General features: G+C 68.6%; 18 protein-coding genes. 6 read left to right on the forward strand and 12 right to left on the reverse strand.

The window, feature by feature from the left end:
• Positions 1-368: 368 nt before the first annotated feature.
• A complete protein-coding gene (locus tag Q0Z83_RS38605) occupies positions 369-941 on the forward strand; it encodes a hypothetical protein (RefSeq protein ID WP_317788284.1) in 573 nt (190 codons plus the stop codon).
• 3 nt (positions 942-944) lie between these two features.
• Here Q0Z83_RS38605 and Q0Z83_RS38610 read toward each other — a convergent pair whose 3' ends face one another.
• From Q0Z83_RS38610 to Q0Z83_RS38620, 3 genes are read right to left on the reverse strand one after another with little or no spacing between them, the layout of a single operon-like run.
• Complete coding sequence (locus tag Q0Z83_RS38610; protein WP_317788285.1) at positions 945-1,565, reverse strand: GNAT family N-acetyltransferase; 621 nt, start codon at positions 1,563-1,565, stop codon at positions 945-947.
• Positions 1,562-3,142 (reverse strand): APC family permease, encoded by a 1,581-nt coding sequence (locus tag Q0Z83_RS38615; RefSeq protein ID WP_378078907.1) that lies wholly within the window; start codon positions 3,140-3,142, stop codon positions 1,562-1,564. The genes Q0Z83_RS38610 and Q0Z83_RS38615 overlap by 4 nt, the downstream gene beginning before the upstream one ends.
• A 53-nt stretch (positions 3,143-3,195) precedes the next feature.
• Positions 3,196-3,837, reverse strand: coding sequence for a GOLPH3/VPS74 family protein (locus Q0Z83_RS38620; protein ID WP_317788288.1), 642 nt, complete (start codon positions 3,835-3,837; stop codon positions 3,196-3,198).
• Positions 3,838-4,078: 241 nt separating this feature from the next.
• Between Q0Z83_RS38620 and Q0Z83_RS38625 the strand changes: the two genes are divergently transcribed.
• Together Q0Z83_RS38625 and Q0Z83_RS38630 are read left to right on the forward strand one after the other, a co-directional pair.
• A complete protein-coding gene (locus Q0Z83_RS38625; protein ID WP_317788290.1) occupies positions 4,079-4,927 on the forward strand; it encodes a helix-turn-helix domain-containing protein in 849 nt (282 codons plus the stop codon).
• A gap of 31 nt (positions 4,928-4,958) precedes the next feature.
• Positions 4,959-5,183, forward strand: a complete 225-nt coding sequence (locus tag Q0Z83_RS38630; protein WP_378078899.1) for a DUF397 domain-containing protein — start codon at positions 4,959-4,961, stop codon at positions 5,181-5,183.
• Positions 5,184-5,321: 138 nt separating this feature from the next.
• Here the strand turns inward: Q0Z83_RS38630 and Q0Z83_RS38635 are convergent, their stop codons facing one another.
• Together Q0Z83_RS38635 and Q0Z83_RS38640 are read right to left on the reverse strand one after the other, a co-directional pair.
• Positions 5,322-6,125, reverse strand: coding sequence for a hypothetical protein (locus tag Q0Z83_RS38635; protein WP_317788292.1), 804 nt, complete (start codon positions 6,123-6,125; stop codon positions 5,322-5,324).
• Between the two features lie 79 nt (positions 6,126-6,204).
• Positions 6,205-6,567, reverse strand: a complete 363-nt coding sequence (locus Q0Z83_RS38640) for a hypothetical protein (RefSeq protein ID WP_317788293.1) — start codon at positions 6,565-6,567, stop codon at positions 6,205-6,207.
• A gap of 181 nt (positions 6,568-6,748) precedes the next feature.
• Here Q0Z83_RS38640 and Q0Z83_RS38645 point away from each other — a divergent pair, with 181 nt between their 5' ends.
• Positions 6,749-8,596 carry a GGDEF domain-containing protein gene (locus Q0Z83_RS38645; protein ID WP_317788294.1) on the forward strand — a complete coding sequence of 616 codons (1,848 nt, stop codon included), beginning with the start codon at positions 6,749-6,751 and terminating at the stop codon, positions 8,594-8,596.
• Here Q0Z83_RS38645 and Q0Z83_RS38650 read toward each other — a convergent pair.
• Both Q0Z83_RS38650 and Q0Z83_RS38655 read right to left on the reverse strand, forming a co-directional pair.
• Entirely contained in the window at positions 8,566-9,801 is a 1,236-nt protein-coding gene (locus Q0Z83_RS38650; RefSeq protein ID WP_378078898.1) for a YncE family protein, read from the reverse strand. The two genes, Q0Z83_RS38645 and Q0Z83_RS38650, sit on opposite strands and share 31 nt — an antisense overlap.
• A 165-nt stretch (positions 9,802-9,966) precedes the next feature.
• Positions 9,967-11,400, reverse strand: coding sequence for a hypothetical protein (locus Q0Z83_RS38655; RefSeq protein WP_317788295.1), 1,434 nt, complete (start codon positions 11,398-11,400; stop codon positions 9,967-9,969).
• A 146-nt stretch (positions 11,401-11,546) separates the two neighbouring features.
• Between Q0Z83_RS38655 and Q0Z83_RS38660 the strand changes: the two genes are divergently transcribed.
• Positions 11,547-12,215: a DUF305 domain-containing protein gene (locus tag Q0Z83_RS38660; protein ID WP_317788296.1), complete on the forward strand. Its 669-nt coding sequence runs from the start codon at positions 11,547-11,549 to the stop codon at positions 12,213-12,215.
• 2 nt (positions 12,216-12,217) lie between these two features.
• Here Q0Z83_RS38660 and Q0Z83_RS38665 read toward each other — a convergent pair whose 3' ends face one another.
• The 3 genes from Q0Z83_RS38665 to Q0Z83_RS38675 form a co-directional block, all read right to left on the reverse strand.
• Positions 12,218-12,796, reverse strand: a complete 579-nt coding sequence (locus Q0Z83_RS38665; RefSeq protein WP_317788298.1) for an FIMAH domain-containing protein — start codon at positions 12,794-12,796, stop codon at positions 12,218-12,220.
• 100 nt (positions 12,797-12,896) lie between these two features.
• Positions 12,897-14,087 carry a cytochrome P450 family protein gene (locus Q0Z83_RS38670; RefSeq protein WP_317788299.1) on the reverse strand — a complete coding sequence of 397 codons (1,191 nt, stop codon included), beginning with the start codon at positions 14,085-14,087 and terminating at the stop codon, positions 12,897-12,899.
• A 75-nt stretch (positions 14,088-14,162) separates the two neighbouring features.
• Positions 14,163-14,324, reverse strand: coding sequence for a hypothetical protein (locus tag Q0Z83_RS38675; protein WP_317788300.1), 162 nt, complete (start codon positions 14,322-14,324; stop codon positions 14,163-14,165).
• Between the two features lie 173 nt (positions 14,325-14,497).
• On the opposite strand from Q0Z83_RS38675, the gene Q0Z83_RS38680 reads away from it, so the two are divergent.
• Positions 14,498-16,048, forward strand: a complete 1,551-nt coding sequence (locus Q0Z83_RS38680) for a sulfatase family protein (protein ID WP_317788301.1) — start codon at positions 14,498-14,500, stop codon at positions 16,046-16,048.
• Here Q0Z83_RS38680 and Q0Z83_RS38685 read toward each other — a convergent pair.
• Both Q0Z83_RS38685 and Q0Z83_RS38690 read right to left on the reverse strand, forming a co-directional pair.
• On the reverse strand, positions 16,041-16,694 hold the full coding sequence (locus tag Q0Z83_RS38685) for an NADPH-dependent FMN reductase (protein WP_317788302.1): 654 nt from the start codon (positions 16,692-16,694) through the stop codon (positions 16,041-16,043). The genes Q0Z83_RS38680 and Q0Z83_RS38685 overlap by 8 nt on opposite strands.
• Positions 16,695-16,743: 49 nt before the next feature.
• Positions 16,744-18,015: a HupE/UreJ family protein gene (locus Q0Z83_RS38690; protein WP_317788303.1), complete on the reverse strand. Its 1,272-nt coding sequence runs from the start codon at positions 18,013-18,015 to the stop codon at positions 16,744-16,746.
• Positions 18,016-18,115 lie beyond the last annotated feature (100 nt).

Here is an 18,115-nt window from a genome sequence, read left to right on the forward strand (position 1 = left end):
CGTCGTCGAAGGGTGATCCCTAGTCGCGCGCCGGCCATTCGACAAAAAGGCGAACGCACGGCGCTCAACACACGAAGGCTAGTCCTCGGTGCATTCCACTAAAAGGCTGACTCACCGAATCATGCGCTTCGAGTAAACCGATTAACCTGTCTCCGGCGAAAAGCTGCGACAAGGGTTCGAACGGGTGAGATGTGGCCGTCTACCTGCAACTACGCAAGTTGCATACTCGCTGTTTCGAACGGCGTACCTCCAATCAGGATTGGCACACAATTCCCGCGACTACCTATTGTCGCGGCGCCAAAACTGTTCGTACTCTAAAGCCCAACATCATCGATCGCCTTGAGTACGATGAAACGCGGGGAGCAGCCATGCTTGTCAAGATCATCGACCAGATCACCGACGATGAGATGCACAAGGCAGCCTGGGAACTCTATGAAGGCGCGTTCCGCGACCTCCGCTCCCTCGCCGTGCAACGTCACCTGATGTATCGGTCAGAGTTCGAAGAGGTCATGCGCGACCCGAGGGTCGACAAGTACCTCTGCCTCAACGACGACGGCAAGCTCTGCGGCCTGTCCACGTTCACCAACGACCTCTACGCGGTGCCACTGATCGCGCCCGAGTATTTCGAGCGCCGATGGCCGGAGATGTACGCGCAGAAGCGCATCTGGTACGTCGGATTCGCCGCGGTCGGCACCGAGGCCCGGGACACGAGGGCCTTCTCGGAACTGGTCACGGCCATGCAACAGACCGCCGCCGCGCGGAACGGCATGATCGGGATCGACTACTGCCGGTACAACGACGACGAGCGCAATTTCGGCCGGGTGGTCCGGCTGATGCTGAAGCGCCTGTCCGGTGGCGCGATGCGCGCCGAATGCCTGGACCAGCAGTCGTTCTGGATCTACGAGTTCCCGGCGGCCCCCAGTCTCAAGGTCGCTGCCTGATCGCTAGCTCAAACCCATGGGCGCCCTCCACATGCTCCACAACGGCGGCCCGTCGGGTAGCTCGATCACGGACCGGACCTGGTATCCGTGCCGGAGGTAGAGATCGCGGTTGCGCGGGTCGTTCGCCTCCAGATAGGCCGGAATCCCGGCCCGGTCCAGACGGGAATGGTGGCGGTCGAGTAGCGCGCTGCCGATGCCCTCGTTCTGCCGGCCGGGCCGGACGGCGAGGAACGCCAGATAGTGGTGCGGGTCGAGGGGGTGTTCCCCCTCCAGCGCCGCGTCCAGCTGCTGCACGCGGTGGAACGCGGTGTCGGACGCCTCCTTGACCCGCCGCTCGTAGTCCATCGGCGGCGGGATCATCGCGGTGAGCGGGAACCAGAGGGCGACCCCGCACATCCGGCCGTCGTCGGCGTCGGCGGTGCTGTAGACCTCGCCGTACTGCAGCGCGTACTCGACGAAGATCTCGAAGTAGCCCGGTGACAGGCGACGGCGCTCGGCGGCGTCCGGGTGCAGCCAGCGGGCGACCGGTCCGTCCCACATCGCTGCGGCCACGAGGTCGGTGATCTCCTCGGTGTCGAACGGCGACACGTGACGGATCACGAGTTCCTGGATGGCGTACGTCATCGGGATTCCCTACCTGAGCTGGTCGTCGAATAGTGGTCCTGGAAGGCCATCGAGTGGGAGTGCGGCCGGGGCGGCTCGGGGAACTCGAAGAGGGTCCGGCGTTCCACACCACGGCCGATCACCGCGTACACGTCCGGCTTGGTGTATCTGACGATCGCCGCCCAGCCGGCGCCGAGCACCGCGAGAACCGCATACCCGGCCGCGAAGGCCCAGTTGAAGATCGAGTCCTCGGCGAGCCCGAGAACGTCGCCGAGCCCCACCACGGTCGCGAACAGGATGATGCTGAGCAGGAAGAACGCGATCACCGGGGTGACCCGGCCACGCCACACGTTCTCCAGCCTCGGATGCTGTACGAAGAACGCGATCACCGCGGCCGACGTACCCCACATCAAAATCAGGACGCCCAACCCACCGACCACGGTGAGATAGCCGAAGAGCTGCACCAGCGGGTCGGCCTGGGTGAACCAGTAGGCCAGGATCGCGACCAGGGAGAGCACGCTCTGAGTGATCGAGCCGACCACCGGCGCACCGGTCCGCGGGTGGGTGTAGCCCCAGCGACTCGGCAGCATCCGCTCGCGGCCCAGGGCGAACTGGTACCGGGAGACCGCCGCGTGGAAGGCCAGCAGCGCCGCGAAGATACTGGTCATGAAGAGCAGATAGCCAATGGTGATCATGATGTCCGGCACATGTGGACCGACCAGGCTGAAGACCAGGTTCGTCTCCTCCCGCTGGGCGTCCGCCACGATCCGGCCCGGACCGGCCCCGACCGACATCGCCCAGGCGGACACCGCGCACATCAGACCGGCGAGCAGCACCGCGATGTGGGTGGCCCGAGAGATGGTCCGTTTCGGGTCCTTGGCCTCCTCGGAGAGCACGACCGTGGCCTCGAAACCGGTGAAGCCGCCGATCGCGATCACCATCATCGCGACCACCTCGGGCGTGAGCAGCTGCGCCGGGTTGAGCATCGCGACGCTGACCTCACCGTCCCGCGGGTTGGCCACCATCACCAGGTCGTAGATCAGCACCACGGCGATCTCGGCGACCAGCAGGATGCCGAGCACCTTGCCGCTCAGGTCGACCCAGAGCATGCCGAGCACCGCGATGATCGCCCAGGCGAAGAGCGCGCACACCACCCATGGGACGTTCAATCCGAGCGAGCCGAGGATGCCGGCGGCGACCACGCCGAAGAGCCCGAACAGACCGATCTGCATCATCGCGTACGCCGGCAGGGCCACGAAGGCCGCCGCGACACCGAGCTCCCGGCCGAGACCATGACTGATGTACGAGTAGAAGGCACCCGAGTTCACGATGTGTCGGCTCATCGCCACGAACCCGACCGTGAAGATCGACAGGATGCCCGCGACGACGATGTAGACCAGTGGTAGTGCGGTGTTGCCGACCACGGCGTACACCGTCGTGATGGCTCCGATGATCACCGTGAGCGGGGCGGCTCCGGCGACGCCGAAGAAGACCACCGACGAGACGCCGAGCCGGTTGTTGGCGAGGGCCGCGCTGATGATGTCCGAACCGGGGCCGCCGCGCTTGGCGGCCGCCTCCCGGTTCAGTTCGTTCAGCATCGTGCCGGCCCAGCGGTCGACGTTGTCACGTCGTCGTTGATGGCGTCCGGGGCTCACCGGCGACCGACCGCGAGAGCCGAACCGACCAGGGCCTCGGTGCACTCGACCAGCTCCTGCAGGTCACCCGGCAGGGAGGCGATCATGCTGGGCAGCGCGTGGTAGATGTGCGGGTAGTTCTCGAACCCGTACATCACATGCCTGGTCAGACCGGTGGAGACGACGAGACCGACCAGCATCCGATCGGTGACGTTCAGCTCCATCCCGCGGACCAGCATGTTGGCGACCCGGGTGGAGGCCCAGGCGGCGGCGTTGCGCTGGCGTGCGGTGTTGGGCATGTAGAGGGTCTGGGTGGTGCCGAGCATCCGGCGCTTGGTCACCAGCTCGACCGCTCCGACCCGCATCAGCCGCTCGGCGACCCGCAACGCCGAGTCCTGCGCGAGGAAGGCGAGCCAGGTACGGATGTCGCGGTGCTGTGGCTGGGCGTTGAGCAGGTCGAGGATGTCGTGGTTGAGCGCGTCGCGTGGCGGGCGCCGGTCGAGGACGATCAGGTCGCCGTCGTTGACGGCGATACGGCCTTCGAGGACCAACTCCGCGAGTAATGCGGCAGCCAGCCCCAGGCCGGTCGCACGAGGATGCAGCCGGGACCGCCCGGTGCGGTCCTCGTGTGCGATCAGGTAATACTGGTCAGCCAACACTCCGTCCACGCCCCTTAGACGCAAGTTCCAATGATCTTTTACCTAGGAATGTAGGAAACAAGACAGAACTCGATGTCCGCAGCATCATGTACCCAACATCAAGGTCAATACAAGAAGTACTAGACTTCTTATTCAGCACCCGCAGTATTTGATCATTCGAGAATCGCGATCATGAAATGGGTATCTGGATCGTGTTGGCGCGGTCGTAATATCGACCACATCAGGACCGTAGGGAGTCCAGGTGTCCGATATAGAGGGTCCGACGCTGCGACGCCGCCGCCTTGGGGCTGAGCTCAAACGCTGCCGGGAAGCCGCCGGCCTCACACAACAGGACGTGTCCCGACATTTCGAGTGGCACTCCGCCAAGGTGACCCGCATCGAGACCGCGCGGGTCGCGGTCACCCCGCGGGACGTCCGTGACCTGCTCACTCTCTACAACGTGCGCGATCAGAACATGCGCGAGGCGCTGGTCGAGCTGGCTCGCCAGTCCCGCGAGCGCACGTGGTGGACCGACTATCGCGACATCATGCGCCCGGGCAACTTCGTGGGCCTGGAGGCCGCCGCGTCGGCGATGCGCACGTGGGAGCCGGTGCTGATTCCCGGCCTCCTCCAGACGCCCGACTACATGCGGTCACTGATGAGAAGCGGTCGGCCGACCGACCCCGAGGAGCACATCGACAGGCGTATCGCGCTGCGCCAGACCCGGCAGGGCCGGCTCACCAGCGATCGTCCTTTGGAATTGTCGGCGTTCATGGACGAGGGCTCACTGCATCGGGTGATCGGCGATCGAGCGGTCATGACCGACCAGCTCCGCCATTTAATCGAGATAGCTAAATTGCCAAATGTATTCCTGCAGATACTCCCCTTCACCGCTGGTGCGCACCCCTTCCTGAGCGGGCCGGCGGCGCTTTTGGAGTTCCGAGAGACCACCCATTTGGATGTTGTTTATATGGAAGGCCTTGCGGGAGACTTGTACGAGGAACAACCAGACATGGTTGACTGGTACCGGCAGGAGTTCGAGCGATTGAGCGCCATGGCGCTCGACCATCGCACGACCATAAAGATGATCGAGAGTCTGCTCGTCGCTTAGCACTCCCGAGGAAATCTCACATCGAAGGGAGGTGCTTGAGTTGCGCGCGCACCAAATCGACGGAGCTGTCTGGAAGAAGGGCAGCCGCAGTAACGGAACCGGCGGCAGCAACTGCGTCGAGGTCGCATTCCTCGACGAGGGAATTGCCGTCCGAGACAGCAAGGACCGGATGGGACCGGCCCTCATGTTCACGTCGGCGGAGTGGACCGCCTTCGTGGACTCAGCCAAGGACGGCGAATTCGACATCGTTTCGTGAAAGCCTACCGATAGGTGCGCACCGATGGAAGTCCCGCGCTGAGGCCCGGACTTTCACGATGTGCACCCGGAAGGCACCGCCCGGTCGCTTCCAGCGACCGGGCGATCACGCATTCCGAAAACGTGAAACTGCTTCCGTTCATCCATTTCCGGAGTGGATCGGGAACAGTGGGTGAGCGCCGTTTCCCACAGTGAGCGGCGAGTCACCCGCAGCCATGATGAAGATCGGCCAGGTCGCCACCCGTGACTCGGCGATCCCGGCCTCCCGTCGCAGACTGTCCCGGCCCCGGCACGCCAGCCGGGTGTCGTGCCAGGCCGCCCGCTCGGCCACGACCGCGGCCCGATGCAACCGTTCCAGGTGCTCGGCGCACGCCCGCTCCAGGACCACCTCCTGCTCGGCCGGGTGCCGTCGCGGGTCCCACCCGGCCCGGCCGGCCAGGGCGTCGGCCAGCGCCGACACCGGCAGCTCGGCCCGGGACACGGCGGCTCGTACCCCCTCATGCAGGAAACGCTCGCGGGCGGCGTACTCCGCGGGATCCTGAGGGGTCCACGGCGTGCCGAAGGCCGCCGCCTGCCGACTGCGCGCCCGCCGCGCGTCGGCCACCCGGAACGCCGCCCACGTCGCGTCCACCCGGTCGGCGGCCGCCCGCCAATGCGCCTGCCACCGCTCGACCGCCTCGGCGGCCTGTGTGGCCGCGACCCGGACCTCGAGCGCATACCGCACCGCCGCCTGTGCTTCGGCCGACTCGGCGGCCCGCCGTTCGGCCCTCCGCCGCCGGGTCCGCCGGACGAAGTTCGCCGCCTCCAGCAGGGCAGTGCCCGGATTGCGTACTCCATCCGGATTCGCCAGCACCACCAGCGCGGGCAGGGTGAGCAGCATCAGCGCCGCCCAGATGGCCATCGGGGTCGGCTCGGCGAGCAGCATCTCGGCAAGGATGTTCATGGCGGGTCCGTCCGCTCGTGGGGGGAGTTCGCGCAGCACAGGCGTCGCCCCGGGCGCCCGATCGGGCGTCCGCGAGGTCTCAGGCCGCGTGCGGCGGAGCGCGGGAGACCGCGGCGCACGCGGTGTCCTGCGAGGTCAGCGCGGGAGCGCGGTCCGCGACCGGAGCGGTCACGGCAGGCGGTTCGGCGGCGGGTTCGACGATGGTCGACACCTCAGCCGCGCCGGTACGGGTTACGTGCTCCGTCCGCGCGCAGGAGGCGGCCACGGGGCGGGGCGGTGCCGCACTGGCGGTCACTTCGGCGGCGGTCACTTCGACGGCGGCCAGTTCGCCGGCGGCCCCTTCGCCGGCGGCCCCTTCGCCGACGGCCGCGAGTAGCGCCACCAGAAGGGCGAAAAGGACGACGATCGACCGCGGCAGTGCACTGCCCCGACCGGTCATCATGTCCAAGAAAGTACCCGAATATGGCTCCTTGTCCGTTCAGCCGCGCCGCAGGTCAGACGCAGTCGAAGCCGCTCCTCTAAGGTTCCTCTGACCGGAACGGATCACTCACGTCCGCCCGGCGACGGCCGATGGAACGTACCGACCCGGAAGCCATCCGGAGCTGTCGCCGACGGGAGCCCTCATGCCGAAGCGATCCGTGGTCACCGACCCGGTCCTGCTGGGCCTGGTGGCGCTCGGTGTGCTCCTGGTTCCGTGGTTCCTGCACTTCGGTGACCAGCAGCGGGTCTCCTGGGGTCTACAGACCACCATCGACGCCGCGAACGTGTACTTCACCTTCCGAACCGCCACCCACCAGGGCATGTCGGCGGCCGGCCGACGGTTCTGGTGGGCCGCGGTGATCGCCTGCGCGGGCTGCCTGCTCGGTGACGGATATCAGACCGTCCGGCTGGTGTTGGACCCGTCGACCACCGCGGTCAGCCCGATCCAGACCGGCCTCGTCGTGCTCGGCATGGTCATCGTGGTCGGCGCGATGCTGCGGCACCCGCTCGGCGGCGCCGGTCGGCAGCGGCTGCGGCTCTGGTTCGATGCGACCACGGTACTCACCGGCGTCGCGGTCTTCCTGTGGTATTTCGTGCTGGCCGCCGACCTGAGTGGTCGGCAGGCGGCCGACCGCTGGGGCGCCGCGGCCACCGCCGTGGTGATGCTGCTGATCACGTTCGGGCTGCTCAAACTGATTCTCAGCGGCACCGCCCCGTTCACCCGCTCGGCCGGGATCGCGGCCGCGATCGGGGTGTCCGGCACCGCCTTCGCCGGACCGGTGACCCTCGGGTTGATCGGCGACCCGGGCCCCGGCGGCGCCGCGATCGTGGCACTTCTGCCGTGTGTGCTCGCCTCGGCGGCCTTCCGGGTCCAACAGCTGCACGTGTGGCGGCTCACCGAGACCCGGTCGGTCGGGATGGGTGGCCGCTCCAGCCGGCTCCCCTACTTCGCGGTGATCGCGACCCAGATCCTGCTGGTCGTCTCGCTCCGGGAGGACGACGTCGACCTGCGGGTGTGGGGTGTGGCGATCGGGGCCGTGGTGATCACCGCACTGGTGCTGGGCCGGCAGGTGGCGGCGATGCGCGACAACGAGCGGCTGCTCACCAAGCTCGACGGACAGGCCGAGCGGTTCCGGGCCCTGGTGCAGAACACGTCCGACCTGACCCTGGTGATCGACTACGACGGACGCATCAGCTACGCCACCCCGGCCGCGTTCCGGGTGCTCGGCATGCCCGCCGACGACCTGCTCGGCACCTCGCTCTACGAGCGCACCCACCCGGACGACGGTCCCCAGGTCGCGGAACTGACCGAGCTGCTCACCCGCGCCCCGGGGGCCGGGGTCGCCGCCCAGGTCCGGTGGCGGCACGCGGACGGGTCGTACCGCTGGCTCGACCTGGTGGTCACCGACCTGAGCGACAACCCGAACGTCGCCGGGGTGGTGCTCAACGCACGGGACGCGAGCGAGACCCGGGCCCTGCACGACGAGCTGCAACGGCAGGCCACCCACGACGCTCTGACCGGGCTGGCCAACCGGGTGCTGCTGCACCGGCGGCTGAACGCGGCGACCGAGCGGGTCAGCATGCTGCTGATCGACCTGGACGGCTTCAAGGAGATCAACGACCGGCACGGGCACCACACCGGCGACCAGGTGTTGACGGAGGTGGCTCAGCGGCTGGCCGGTCTGCTCGGGGCCGGCGAACTGGCCGCCCGGCTCGGTGGCGACGAGTTCGCGGTGTTGCTGCCGGGCACCGACGCCACCGAGGCCGGCCGGCTGGCCGAGCGGATCGCCACGATGCTCGCCGAGCCGATGCCGATCGGGGGCGAGTTGCTCACCGTCGGCGCCAGCGTCGGCGTCTCGGCCGGCGAGCCGGGGGACGGCGACGGCCTGCTGCGCGAGGCCGACGCCGCCATGTACCGGCGTAAGCGCGAACGCAAGGAGCGGCGCGCCCAGGCCGTCGGTCAGGGAGCGGTCCAGCCGGCCGGGACCTGACCGATCCGTACCCGCTGGGGGTGATCGCCGACGGCGACCGAGGCGACCGCCTGGCCGGTGGCGAAGCTGATCGCGGTGACCCGGTCGGCGCCGGCCTCGGAGATCACGCAGTCCCGACCGTCCGCGCTGACCGTGGCCCAGTAGGGCTTGATCGCGGTGACCAGCGGGCCCTGGGAGAGGGTGGCCCGGTCGACCACCGTCGCGTAGTCGTCCATGGTGCCGGCGACGCAGAGCTTCGCGCCGTCCCGGCTGATCGACAGGCCGTGGTGGCGGGAGTCGTTCACCCACGCGGTACGGTCCGGGTCGGTGGCCGGGTTCTGCGGCAGATCCTTGATCCGGGTGATCCGGTCGGTGGCCACGTCGTACTCGATGAGCCCGGCGAAGAACGAGACCTGGAAGTAGAGCTTCGACTCGTCCGGGGTGAAGACGGCGGGGCGGACCGCGTCGGACAGGTCGGTCCGGCCGAAGGCGTCCAGTCGGGTCCGCATGTCGACGGTACGGACCACCCGGTAGGTGCTGGTGTCGGCGATCGTGATCTTCCGGTCCCCCTTGGTGAAGTCCAGCCAGGGATCGTCCAGGTCGGTGTTGACCTCGCCGATCGAGCTGTTCCAGAGGTACCGGCCGCCGTCGGTGTAGATGTTCTCGTGCGGTTTGTCGCCCGTCGCGAACGAGCCCAGCTGCCGGCCGGTGACGATGTCGAGCACGTGCACGGTGTTGCCGGTGGAGGCGGAGACCGCGACCGAGCGACCGTCCGGGGAGACCGCCATGTGGTCGGAGCGGAACCCGCTGACCGGGAAGCGCCACTTCAGGGCCCCGGTGGCCAGGTCGATCGAGACCACGTCGGCGAAGCTCGGCCGGGAGACGACCAGGGCGTCCCCGGCCGGTGTCGTGTACATGTCGTCGACGAGTTGGTCGTGCCCCTCCCCCGGACCCTGCTGGATGCCGAGGTAGAAGGCGAGCCGGATCGGGTTGAGGTAGATCTCGGCGAGCCGCTGCGAGCGGTCCGGGATCACCGACAGCCGGCCGATGCGCGCGTAGCCGCCATTCGGCTCGATGACGTCGACCGTGCCGTCCCAGTTGTTGCCGACGAACATCACCTGGCGCAGCGCGGCCGCGGCCTGGACCGGTGCGGTCAGAGAACCGAGAGCGAGAAGGCCACCGACGGTGGCGGCGATCAGGCGGCGCAAGGGTGCGGGTGAGGCCATCACATGACTCCCATCAATGCGTTCCACGGTGTTACCAGCAAGTAACGACCATGAAACAAGAGAGTCGTTCACATTGATAGATGTCGTTATCACCGATTCCCGGAAACAACGGAGCCGGTGCCACCCGAGTGGGTCGCACCGGCTCCGTCCGGATCAGGCCTCAGATCACCAGTACTTGCGGTAGTCGGTCTGAGTCTGCGGGTTGAACTGCCACGTCTTCTCCCGCTCCGCCTTGTCGATACGGCGGTCGCTGACCTCCAGAACGTCGAAACCCTTCTGGATGTCGTTGGAGTAGATGTAGCCGTTGTACCAGTACGCCGACCAGGAACCGCCGACGATCAGGCGGTCGGTGCTCAGCGGGCCCCGCTCCCAGTACGCGATCTCCACCGGCTTGCGCGAGTTGGTGAAGTCCCACACCGAGATGCCGCCCTGATACCACGCCTGGACCATGATGTCGCGGCCCTTGACCGGGATCAGCGAGCCGTTGTGGGCCACGCAGTTCTCGGTCACCGCGTTCTCCCGCGGGATCTTGAAGTAGCTGCGGAACTCCAGCTTGCGCTTGCTGCCGCGGCCGGTGATGTCGTAGATCGCGTCCGCGCCCTTGGTCGCACCGATCGACGGCAGACACTCCGCGCCACCGCCACCACCGAGCTCGTCGGTGAAGACCACCTTGGTGGCGTCGTTGTTGAACGTCGCCGAGTGCCAGAACGCGAAGTTCTCCGCGTCCCGCACGGTGGTGATCACCTTCGGCGCCGCCGGCTTCGAGATGTCCAGCAGCACACCGTCACCCATGCAGGCGCCGGCCGCGATGTCCTTCTCCGGGTACGCCGTGATGTCGTGGCAGCCCGAGGTGTTGCGGGAATCCGCGTCACCGGGGAAGCCACCGTCCGGGAAGAGCACCGGCGTGGACACCAGGGCCGCCTCGGCCGGCTTCTTCAACGGAACCCGGATCACCGAGATCTTGTCGTGCGGCTGCGCGCAGTTCGGCAGGTCGACGACGTCCAGGTTGTACGACGACACGTAGGCGTACACCGAACGGTCGCGGCCCTTACCCGGCACCAGCGACAGCGTGTGCGAGCCACAGTCGGTCTTGACCGCGGTCACGTACTGCGGGTTGCGCGGGTCGCTGATGTCGAAGACCTTGACACCCTCCCAGCGCGGCGTCTCCGGCGGAGCACTGTTCGGCACACCGACGCTGCTGCAGGAGTCGTCACTGCGGATCGAGTCGGTACCGAGGAACAACAGGTTGCCGTAGACCGAGACGTCGTTCTGAGCGCCCGGGCAGAGCACCTGAACGGCCTGGACCGGGTCCTTCGGGTTGCTGATGTCCCAGACGGTGAAGCCGTTGTAGTTACCCGCGAACGCATATTTACCCTGGAAGGCCAGGTCACTGTTGAGCGCGTTCTCCGCCGCGAACGGGCCGGTCTTGGGCTCGTTGGCGATCAGCTTGATGTTGGGGCTACTGACGATCTCGTCCACACCCGGGATCGTGGCCGGGTCTGCCTGTGCGGGGGCCGTGACCAGGAAACTGGTCAGGACCGCGACCGCCCCGAAACTCGCCAGGCGCTTGAACCGCCCTCGTGGGGCAGGATGCCTCATGAAGATCCTTCCGCGCTGCTTCCGGCTTACCAACACCGGAAACGCACGGCGAGTCGTGTCGCCATGTACCCCCGGTGATAGCGATGTCGATCGTTACGATAGTCGTCGTGACCCTCTCATGGGGACGCTTGCCGGAAAGGAAATACATGCAACACCGACGCGCATGGGCCCTGACCGCCGCAACCCTGGTCCTTCTCGGCGCGATCGGACTCGCCCTTTTCGCCCGGTTCTCCAACGACGAACCCGAGCCCGCGGCCGCGCCGTCAGCGTCCTCCTCCCCGGCCCGGGTCCTGGTGCCCGGCAGACCCGGGGAGTCAGCGTCGGTCACCGACTCCGATCACGTGCAGCCGCCCGATGCCTCGCCGTACAACAAGGCCGACGTCACGTACGCCCAAATGATGATCGCCCACCATGCGCAGGCGCTGCAGATGGCAGATCTTGTACCCGACCGGGCAGCCGATCAGGGCGTGAAGAACATCGCGAGCCGGATCACCGCCGCTCAGGGGCCGGAGATCGCTATCCTCCGCACCTGGCTCAGCGACCGTGGGCAGCCCGAGTCGGACCCCGCCCACGACCACGCCACGATGCCGGGCATGCAGCCCGCCGCGGCCCTCACCGAGCTGACCGCGGCCCGCGGCGCCGACTTCGACAGGCGCTTCATCGAGATGATGACCGCACACCACCGCGGCGCCCTGGAGATGGTCAACGTGCTGTTCAAGAGCGGCTCGGAGGAGCGGCTGGCGAAGATGGCCAAGGAGACCGCCATCGAGCAGGACATCGAGATCCGCCGGATGGCCGACCTCGGGGTGAGCTGAGCTCAGACCCGGCGCAGCACCGCCCGGACCTGCTCGGCGCCCGAGGCCAGCAGGTTGAACGCGTCGCCGCTGACGTCGTCGTCCTTGCGCACGTCACGCAGCTTCTTGAGGAACTCGTCGATCTTGCGGGCAGCCGCCTTGACGTCACCGCGGGACAGCCTGGTCGCGACCTGCTCCAGCCGTCGGGTCAGGGCCTCGGCCGCGTCGTCGTCCAGCTCGCCCTCGTCCTCCAGCGCGTCGATCAGACCGGCCAGGCCGCTGATCAGATCACCGGGCTGGAGCGGGCGCGCGGACGGCGTGGCGGCGGTCGCGGACGGCTCGGGTGCCGCGGACTCCTCGGTCGCCTCGGGCTCCGGCGTCGCGCTGATCTCCGCCGCCGTGGCCGACGGGGGTGCCGCGACCGGAACCGGGGCCGGCTCGTCGTCGCCGGTGAACAGCCACACCACCAGTAGGAGCAGCACGGCGGCGGAACCGGCCACGATCAGGGCGGTACGGCGGTGGTCGGCCGCCCGGTACACCCCGCGCGACTCGACCACGGGCAGCTGCGCGGTCGGCTGGTGAAGATCGTGAGGCTCCGGCACGGCCGACATCATGCCAGGTCAACCCGCCGGCTGGGGCACAGTGCTGTCGCCCGGGCCGGGCGACGGCACCGGCTGCCGGCCGGGTCTCGTCACAGCCGGGTTACAGCAGGACCGGCAGTCGGTGCAGACCGCGCAGCAGGGTGCCGGGACGCCAGGTCAGCTCGTCCGGATCGGTGGCGAGCCGCAGGCCCGGGAACCGGTCCATCAGCGCGGTGAACGCGATCTGCGCCTCCAGCCGGGCCAGCGGCGCGCCCAGGCAGTAGTGGATGCCGTGCCCGAACGCCAGGTGCGCGTTGTTGGGCCGGTCCAGCCGCAGCTCGCCGGCGTCCGGGAAACGGTCGTCGTCCCGGTTCGCCGAGAGCAGCACCACCATCACCGGGTCACCGGCCGCGATGGTGACCTCGCCGATCTCCACGGGCTCGGTGGCGACCCGGAACGTGGAGGTCTCGACCGGCCCCTCGAACCGCAGGAACTCCTCGATCGCGGCCGGCAGCAGAGCCCGGTCGGCGCGCAGCCGCTCCCACCGCTCGCGCTCGCTCAGCAGCAGCCAGGTACCGTTGCCGATCAGGTTAACCGTGGTCTCGTGACCGGCGATGAGCAGCAGGAAGACCATCGAGGACAGTTCGTCGGGGGAGAGCCGGTCACCTTGATCGCCCACCTGGATCAGCCCGGAGAGCAGATCGTCGCCGGGGTGCTCGCGGCGCTCGGCGAGCAGCGCGGAGATGTACTCGACGAGCGCGTTGATCGCCGGGCCCAGCCGGTCGGCGGCGAACGCGCCGGACACGATCACATTGGACCACTCTCGGAACGCGTTCTGATCCTCGGCCGGGACGCCGAGCAGTTCGCAGATCACCTGGATCGGCAGGGGGAAGGCGAAGGCGTCGATCAGGTCGGCGGACCGCTCCTCCGCCAGCGCGTCGAGCAGGCCGGCGGAGATCTCCTCGATCCGCGGCCGCAGGCTCTCGATCCGGCGGGCGGTGAACGCGGCCGAGACCAGACGGCGCAGACGGGTGTGGTCCGGCGGATCCACCGCGAGCATGTGCCGGGAGATCGCCGTGGTCAGGCTCGGCTGCCCGGCGCCGGTCGAACCGAGGGGCGACATCGACTTGGACAGTCGCGGGTCGGTCAGCGCCCGGCGGCCGTCCTCATATCTGGTGATCAGCCAGGCGTCCAGGCCGCTGGGCAGTTTCACCCGGCGGACCGGGCCGGTGCGGCGCATCTGGGCGTACGCCGGATGGGGGTTGTTCTGGAACGCCGGGTCGGTGAAGTCGATCTGGAGATCCTGGGTCATAACGCCCTCCGGGGCCCTCGGGAACCGGATTCCGACGATACCCGTCGATACCGCTCCCGGTGGCCCGTTCGGCGTTCAGACCGGGCGGCGGCGCGGCGCCCGCGGTGACCGGGGCGGGCGGATCGGCAGGTGCGGGCGACCGGCGACGGGTCGGCGTGGGCGGCGCGGTCGCGGTTCGAGGGCGGCCACGACGATCACGACGTACGCCCGGGGCTGCGCGGAATCGGCCACTGGCATGGATCACCTCCAGGGAAGGTGTCCACTATCCGCCGGATCGGGAGTTGATCGGTGTCCGTTCAGACTTTCTTAATGATCATCTGTGCGAGAGGTAAGCAACCTCCGAAACCGCAGGACGTCTCGGCCGACTACCCTCCTGGGAACCCCCTCACCGATGGAGTAGCCGCGCCGCCATGAGCTTTCGCACTCTCGGGTACACCGCTGCCGTCGCGACTCTGCTGGTCACCGCCGGATGCAGCGCGAGCTCCACGCCACCCGGCTCGGCCGCCGCGGCACAGCCCGCCACGCCCGCGCCGTCGTCCCCGGCTGCCCCGTCGCCCACCGTCGCACCGATCCCCTCGACCCGGCCGAACATCGTGTTCGTGCTGGTCGACGACCTGTCGATGAACCTCGTGCAGTACATGCCCAACGTGCGCAAGCTCCAGCAGGACGGCACCACGTTCACCAACTACACGGTCACCGACTCGCTCTGCTGCCCGTCTCGCGCGTCACTGCTCAAGGGTCAGTTCCCGCACAACACCGGGATCGTGAAGAACCACGGGTCGGACGGCGGCTTCCTGCTCTTCCACAGTCGCGACCAGGAGCGGTCCACCTTCGGCACCGATCTGCAGGGTGCCGGCTACCGGACCGCGTTCCTCGGCAAGTACCTCAACGAGTACCAGCCGGGGATCCGGATGGGCGGCCCCGGACCGTACGTGCCGCCGGGCTGGGACCAGTGGTTCGTGGGTGGCAACGCCTACCCCAACTTCGACTACAAACTGAACGAGAACGGCCGGGTCGTCGAGTACGGGTCGAAGCCGAAGGACTACCTCACCGACGTCCTCTCGGCGAAGGCGGCGGACTTCATCACCACCACGGCGGCGAGCGGGAAGCCGTTCATGATCGAGGTGTCCACCTACGCGCCGCACCACCCGTACACCCCGGCGCCACGGGACGCGGACCTGTTCCCCGGCCTGAAGGCGCCCCGGACCGCGGCGTACGACCGGGTGCCGGAGAACTCGGTGTGGCTGGCCGGCGCCAAGCAGAAGCTGACCAAGGCGCAGAAGCAGCGACTGGACGAGGAGTTCCGGCTGCGCGCCCAGTCCGTGCAGTCGGTCGACCGGATGATCGGCAACCTGCGGTCCACTCTGGTCAAAGCCGGTGTCGCCGACCGGACCATGGTGGTGTTCAGCTCGGACAACGGCTACCACATGGGTGAGTACACGCTGCCCTCCGGCAAGCAGACCGCCTTCGACACCGACGTCAACGTGCCGCTCGTGGTGGCCGGGCCGGGGGTCCCGGCCGGCAGCAGCCGCCCGCAGATGGTGGCCAACATCGACCTGCGGCCGACCTTCGCCGACTGGGCCGGTCTGCCCGCTCCGACCGAGGTCGACGGGCACAGCCTCACCCCGCTGCTGTCCCGGACCGAACCGGCCGAATGGCGGCACGCCACCCTGATCGAGCACCACGACCCGGCCACCGACCCGAAGGACCCGGACTTCACGAAGGACAGCGCGAACATCCCGCCGTCCTACGACGCGCTGCGCACCGGCACGTTCACCTACATCGAGTACGTGAACGGCGCCGTCGAGTACTTCGACCGGACCACCGACCCGGACATGCTCAAGAACGTGGCCGGAACACTGAGCCGGGAACGGCTCCTCGAACTGCGCACGGCGGTACGCGGTCTCGCCACCTGTGTCGGCGCCGACGCCTGCTGGGCCGCCTCACGAGCGGTCAGCTGAGCCACTTCGGGGCGCTCTGCCCGCTCGCGTGGCCGAACGGGGACCCACCCGACCCGTCCGGGCGCCGCACCACCGGGTAGACGCTGGAGTGCGCCTGCCAGGACGGCTGCGGCCGCGGGCGGGTCTCGGACAACGCCCGGACCAGCGTCTCCAGCATGTCCTGGAGGGCCACGTGCAGGCGACCGTCGGTGATGATGCCGCCGGCGTCGATCGAGGCCATCTCCAACGGCAGCCGGATGCAGGCCGGACGCAGCAGCCGGGCACCGCCGTGCTCGAGCACCGCCTCCAGGCCGGCCCGTGCGCCCTCGTCGACACCGGGCCGGACCACCGACAGCCAGGCCGCCGGTTTGCCGCCCAGCTCGCCGCCGTCGACCAGCCAGTCGAGCAGGTTCTTCAGGCTGCCCGGAAGGGAGCCCGCGTACTCCGGGGTACTGAACAGCACGGCGTCGGCCGCGTCGACCAGGGCCCGCAACTCGGCGACCACGCCCCGGGGCATCTCGCCGGGGACGAACGCCGGCAGCTCGCGCAGGTCCTCGTACAGCGTGGCGTTGATCTCCTGCGGGGCGAACCGGGCCGCGGTGCGCAGGGCGGCGGTGTGCAGGGAGCCGGCCAGGGTGCTCCCCGAGATCAGCAGGACGCGGGTCATGCCGCCGACGATACGACCCCGCCGGGCCGCGCCCCGACGCCCGGAAGGCTTACGTTGTGGCCGGTTTCCGACCCATCAGATGTACGGCGCCGGCCACCGCCAGAAGCACCAGCGCCACCAGCATCCACGAGTAGTTCCCGCCGACCGCGTCGGCGGCCGCGGCGACCGGGTTCGGGACGCCCAGACGGTCCAGCGCCCAGCCCACCGCGGCGACCGCGGTCAGCGCCGCCCCGGCGGTCCGCAGCCACGGCTGGATCGGTAGCCGGGCCAGCGCCAGCAGGGCCGGCAGAGCCAACGCCACCAGCAGCAACTGGACCAGCTCGATGCCGAGGTTGAAGCCGAGCAGGCTCAGTGCCAGCCGGCCGGTGGACAGGTGCAGATCGGCCAGGGTGAACGAGAACGCCATCCCGTGGCCGAGCCCGAACAGGCCGGCGACCAGCGCCTCCCGCCCGGGGAAGAGCGGCCGGACCGCGTGCGCCGCGCCGATCAGGATGCTCACCGCGATGAACACCTCGACCGGCCGGGCCGGGATCGTCACCCGGGTCAGTGCGCCGAGCACCAGCGCCGCCGAGTGCCCGGCGGTGAAGGCCAGGGTGATCCAGCCGATCCGGCGGACCGCCTGCCGTGGTGTGGCCAACCCGTTCCACCGCCTCCGGTCGGCCAGCAGTGGGGCCGGGAGCAACAGGATCAGCAGGAAGAGCAGGTGGTCGGTGCCCTCCAGGATGTGCAGACCGCCGAGCCGCAGCATGGCCAGGAAGCCTCGCCACGAACTCCCGGCCCCGAGGTCGACGGTGAACTGCGGCACGGTCATCGTCCGGTTGTCGATCGCGATGGTCCCGATCTGCTCGGCCTCGTCACCTTCGGTGATTTGACCGGCGGCCCAGTCCTGCCGAACCGAGACGAGCGTGGTGTGCGTCACGACCTTGTGCACGATGACGTCGTAGCCGAGGGTGAAGTGTCGGACGTCACCACCGGCCGGCGGGGTGAGCTCGATCTCGGCGGTGACCTCCTGATAGGGGCCGGTGGCGGTCTGCTCGGCGGCGGTGGACCCGAGGTCACCGACGGTCACCGTCCAGGCGACACCATTCGTGGTCGTGGGCCGGAAGTGCTCGGCCAGGTACGCCCGCAGTGCCTCCGGCTGGTCGGGCGCGCCCCCGCCGGCGGTGGCCAGATCACCGGCCGGCAGCTCCAGCGACGCGGTGACCGAGGTCTGGTGCACGTCGAGCACGACCACCGAGTGCGGCATCGGGTGGGCCTCGGCCGGGCGCACACCGAGAAAGACCATCAGGGGTACGGCCAGGAGCACTGCAATCCGTCTCACCCGCCAAATGATTGTCAACAAAGTCGTCGACGAAAAGTGGCTGGGCCGTCTTCACAGCAAGTCACAGAAAGCAACGAGGCCCCACCTGAAAAGGTGGGGC

This window comes from Actinoplanes sichuanensis (genome assembly GCF_033097365.1).
In the GTDB taxonomy this organism is placed as follows: Bacteria; Actinomycetota; Actinomycetes; order Mycobacteriales; family Micromonosporaceae; genus Actinoplanes; species Actinoplanes sichuanensis.

What these genes read in the sequence shown, in the direction of transcription:
- Q0Z83_RS38615 (WP_378078907.1), bottom strand. Translation starts at nt 3,142, where the DNA reads ATGCTGAACGAACTGAACCGGGAGGCGGCCGCCAAGCGCGGCGGCCCC.
- Q0Z83_RS38650 (WP_378078898.1), bottom strand. Translation starts at nt 9,801, where the DNA reads ATGGCCTCACCCGCACCCTTGCGCCGCCTGATCGCCGCCACCGTCGGT.
- Q0Z83_RS38645 (WP_317788294.1), top strand. Translation starts at nt 6,749, where the DNA reads ATGCCGAAGCGATCCGTGGTCACCGACCCGGTCCTGCTGGGCCTGGTG.
- Q0Z83_RS38635 (WP_317788292.1), bottom strand. Translation starts at nt 6,125, where the DNA reads ATGAACATCCTTGCCGAGATGCTGCTCGCCGAGCCGACCCCGATGGCC.
- Q0Z83_RS38610 (WP_317788285.1), bottom strand. Translation starts at nt 1,565, where the DNA reads ATGACGTACGCCATCCAGGAACTCGTGATCCGTCACGTGTCGCCGTTC.
- Q0Z83_RS38680 (WP_317788301.1), top strand. Translation starts at nt 14,498, where the DNA reads ATGAGCTTTCGCACTCTCGGGTACACCGCTGCCGTCGCGACTCTGCTG.
- Q0Z83_RS38685 (WP_317788302.1), bottom strand. Translation starts at nt 16,694, where the DNA reads ATGACCCGCGTCCTGCTGATCTCGGGGAGCACCCTGGCCGGCTCCCTG.
- Q0Z83_RS38655 (WP_317788295.1), bottom strand. Translation starts at nt 11,400, where the DNA reads ATGAGGCATCCTGCCCCACGAGGGCGGTTCAAGCGCCTGGCGAGTTTC.
- Q0Z83_RS38640 (WP_317788293.1), bottom strand. Translation starts at nt 6,567, where the DNA reads ATGATGACCGGTCGGGGCAGTGCACTGCCGCGGTCGATCGTCGTCCTT.
- Q0Z83_RS38675 (WP_317788300.1), bottom strand. Translation starts at nt 14,324, where the DNA reads ATGCCAGTGGCCGATTCCGCGCAGCCCCGGGCGTACGTCGTGATCGTC.
- Q0Z83_RS38670 (WP_317788299.1), bottom strand. Translation starts at nt 14,087, where the DNA reads ATGACCCAGGATCTCCAGATCGACTTCACCGACCCGGCGTTCCAGAAC.
- Q0Z83_RS38660 (WP_317788296.1), top strand. Translation starts at nt 11,547, where the DNA reads ATGCAACACCGACGCGCATGGGCCCTGACCGCCGCAACCCTGGTCCTT.
- Q0Z83_RS38605 (WP_317788284.1), top strand. Translation starts at nt 369, where the DNA reads ATGCTTGTCAAGATCATCGACCAGATCACCGACGATGAGATGCACAAG.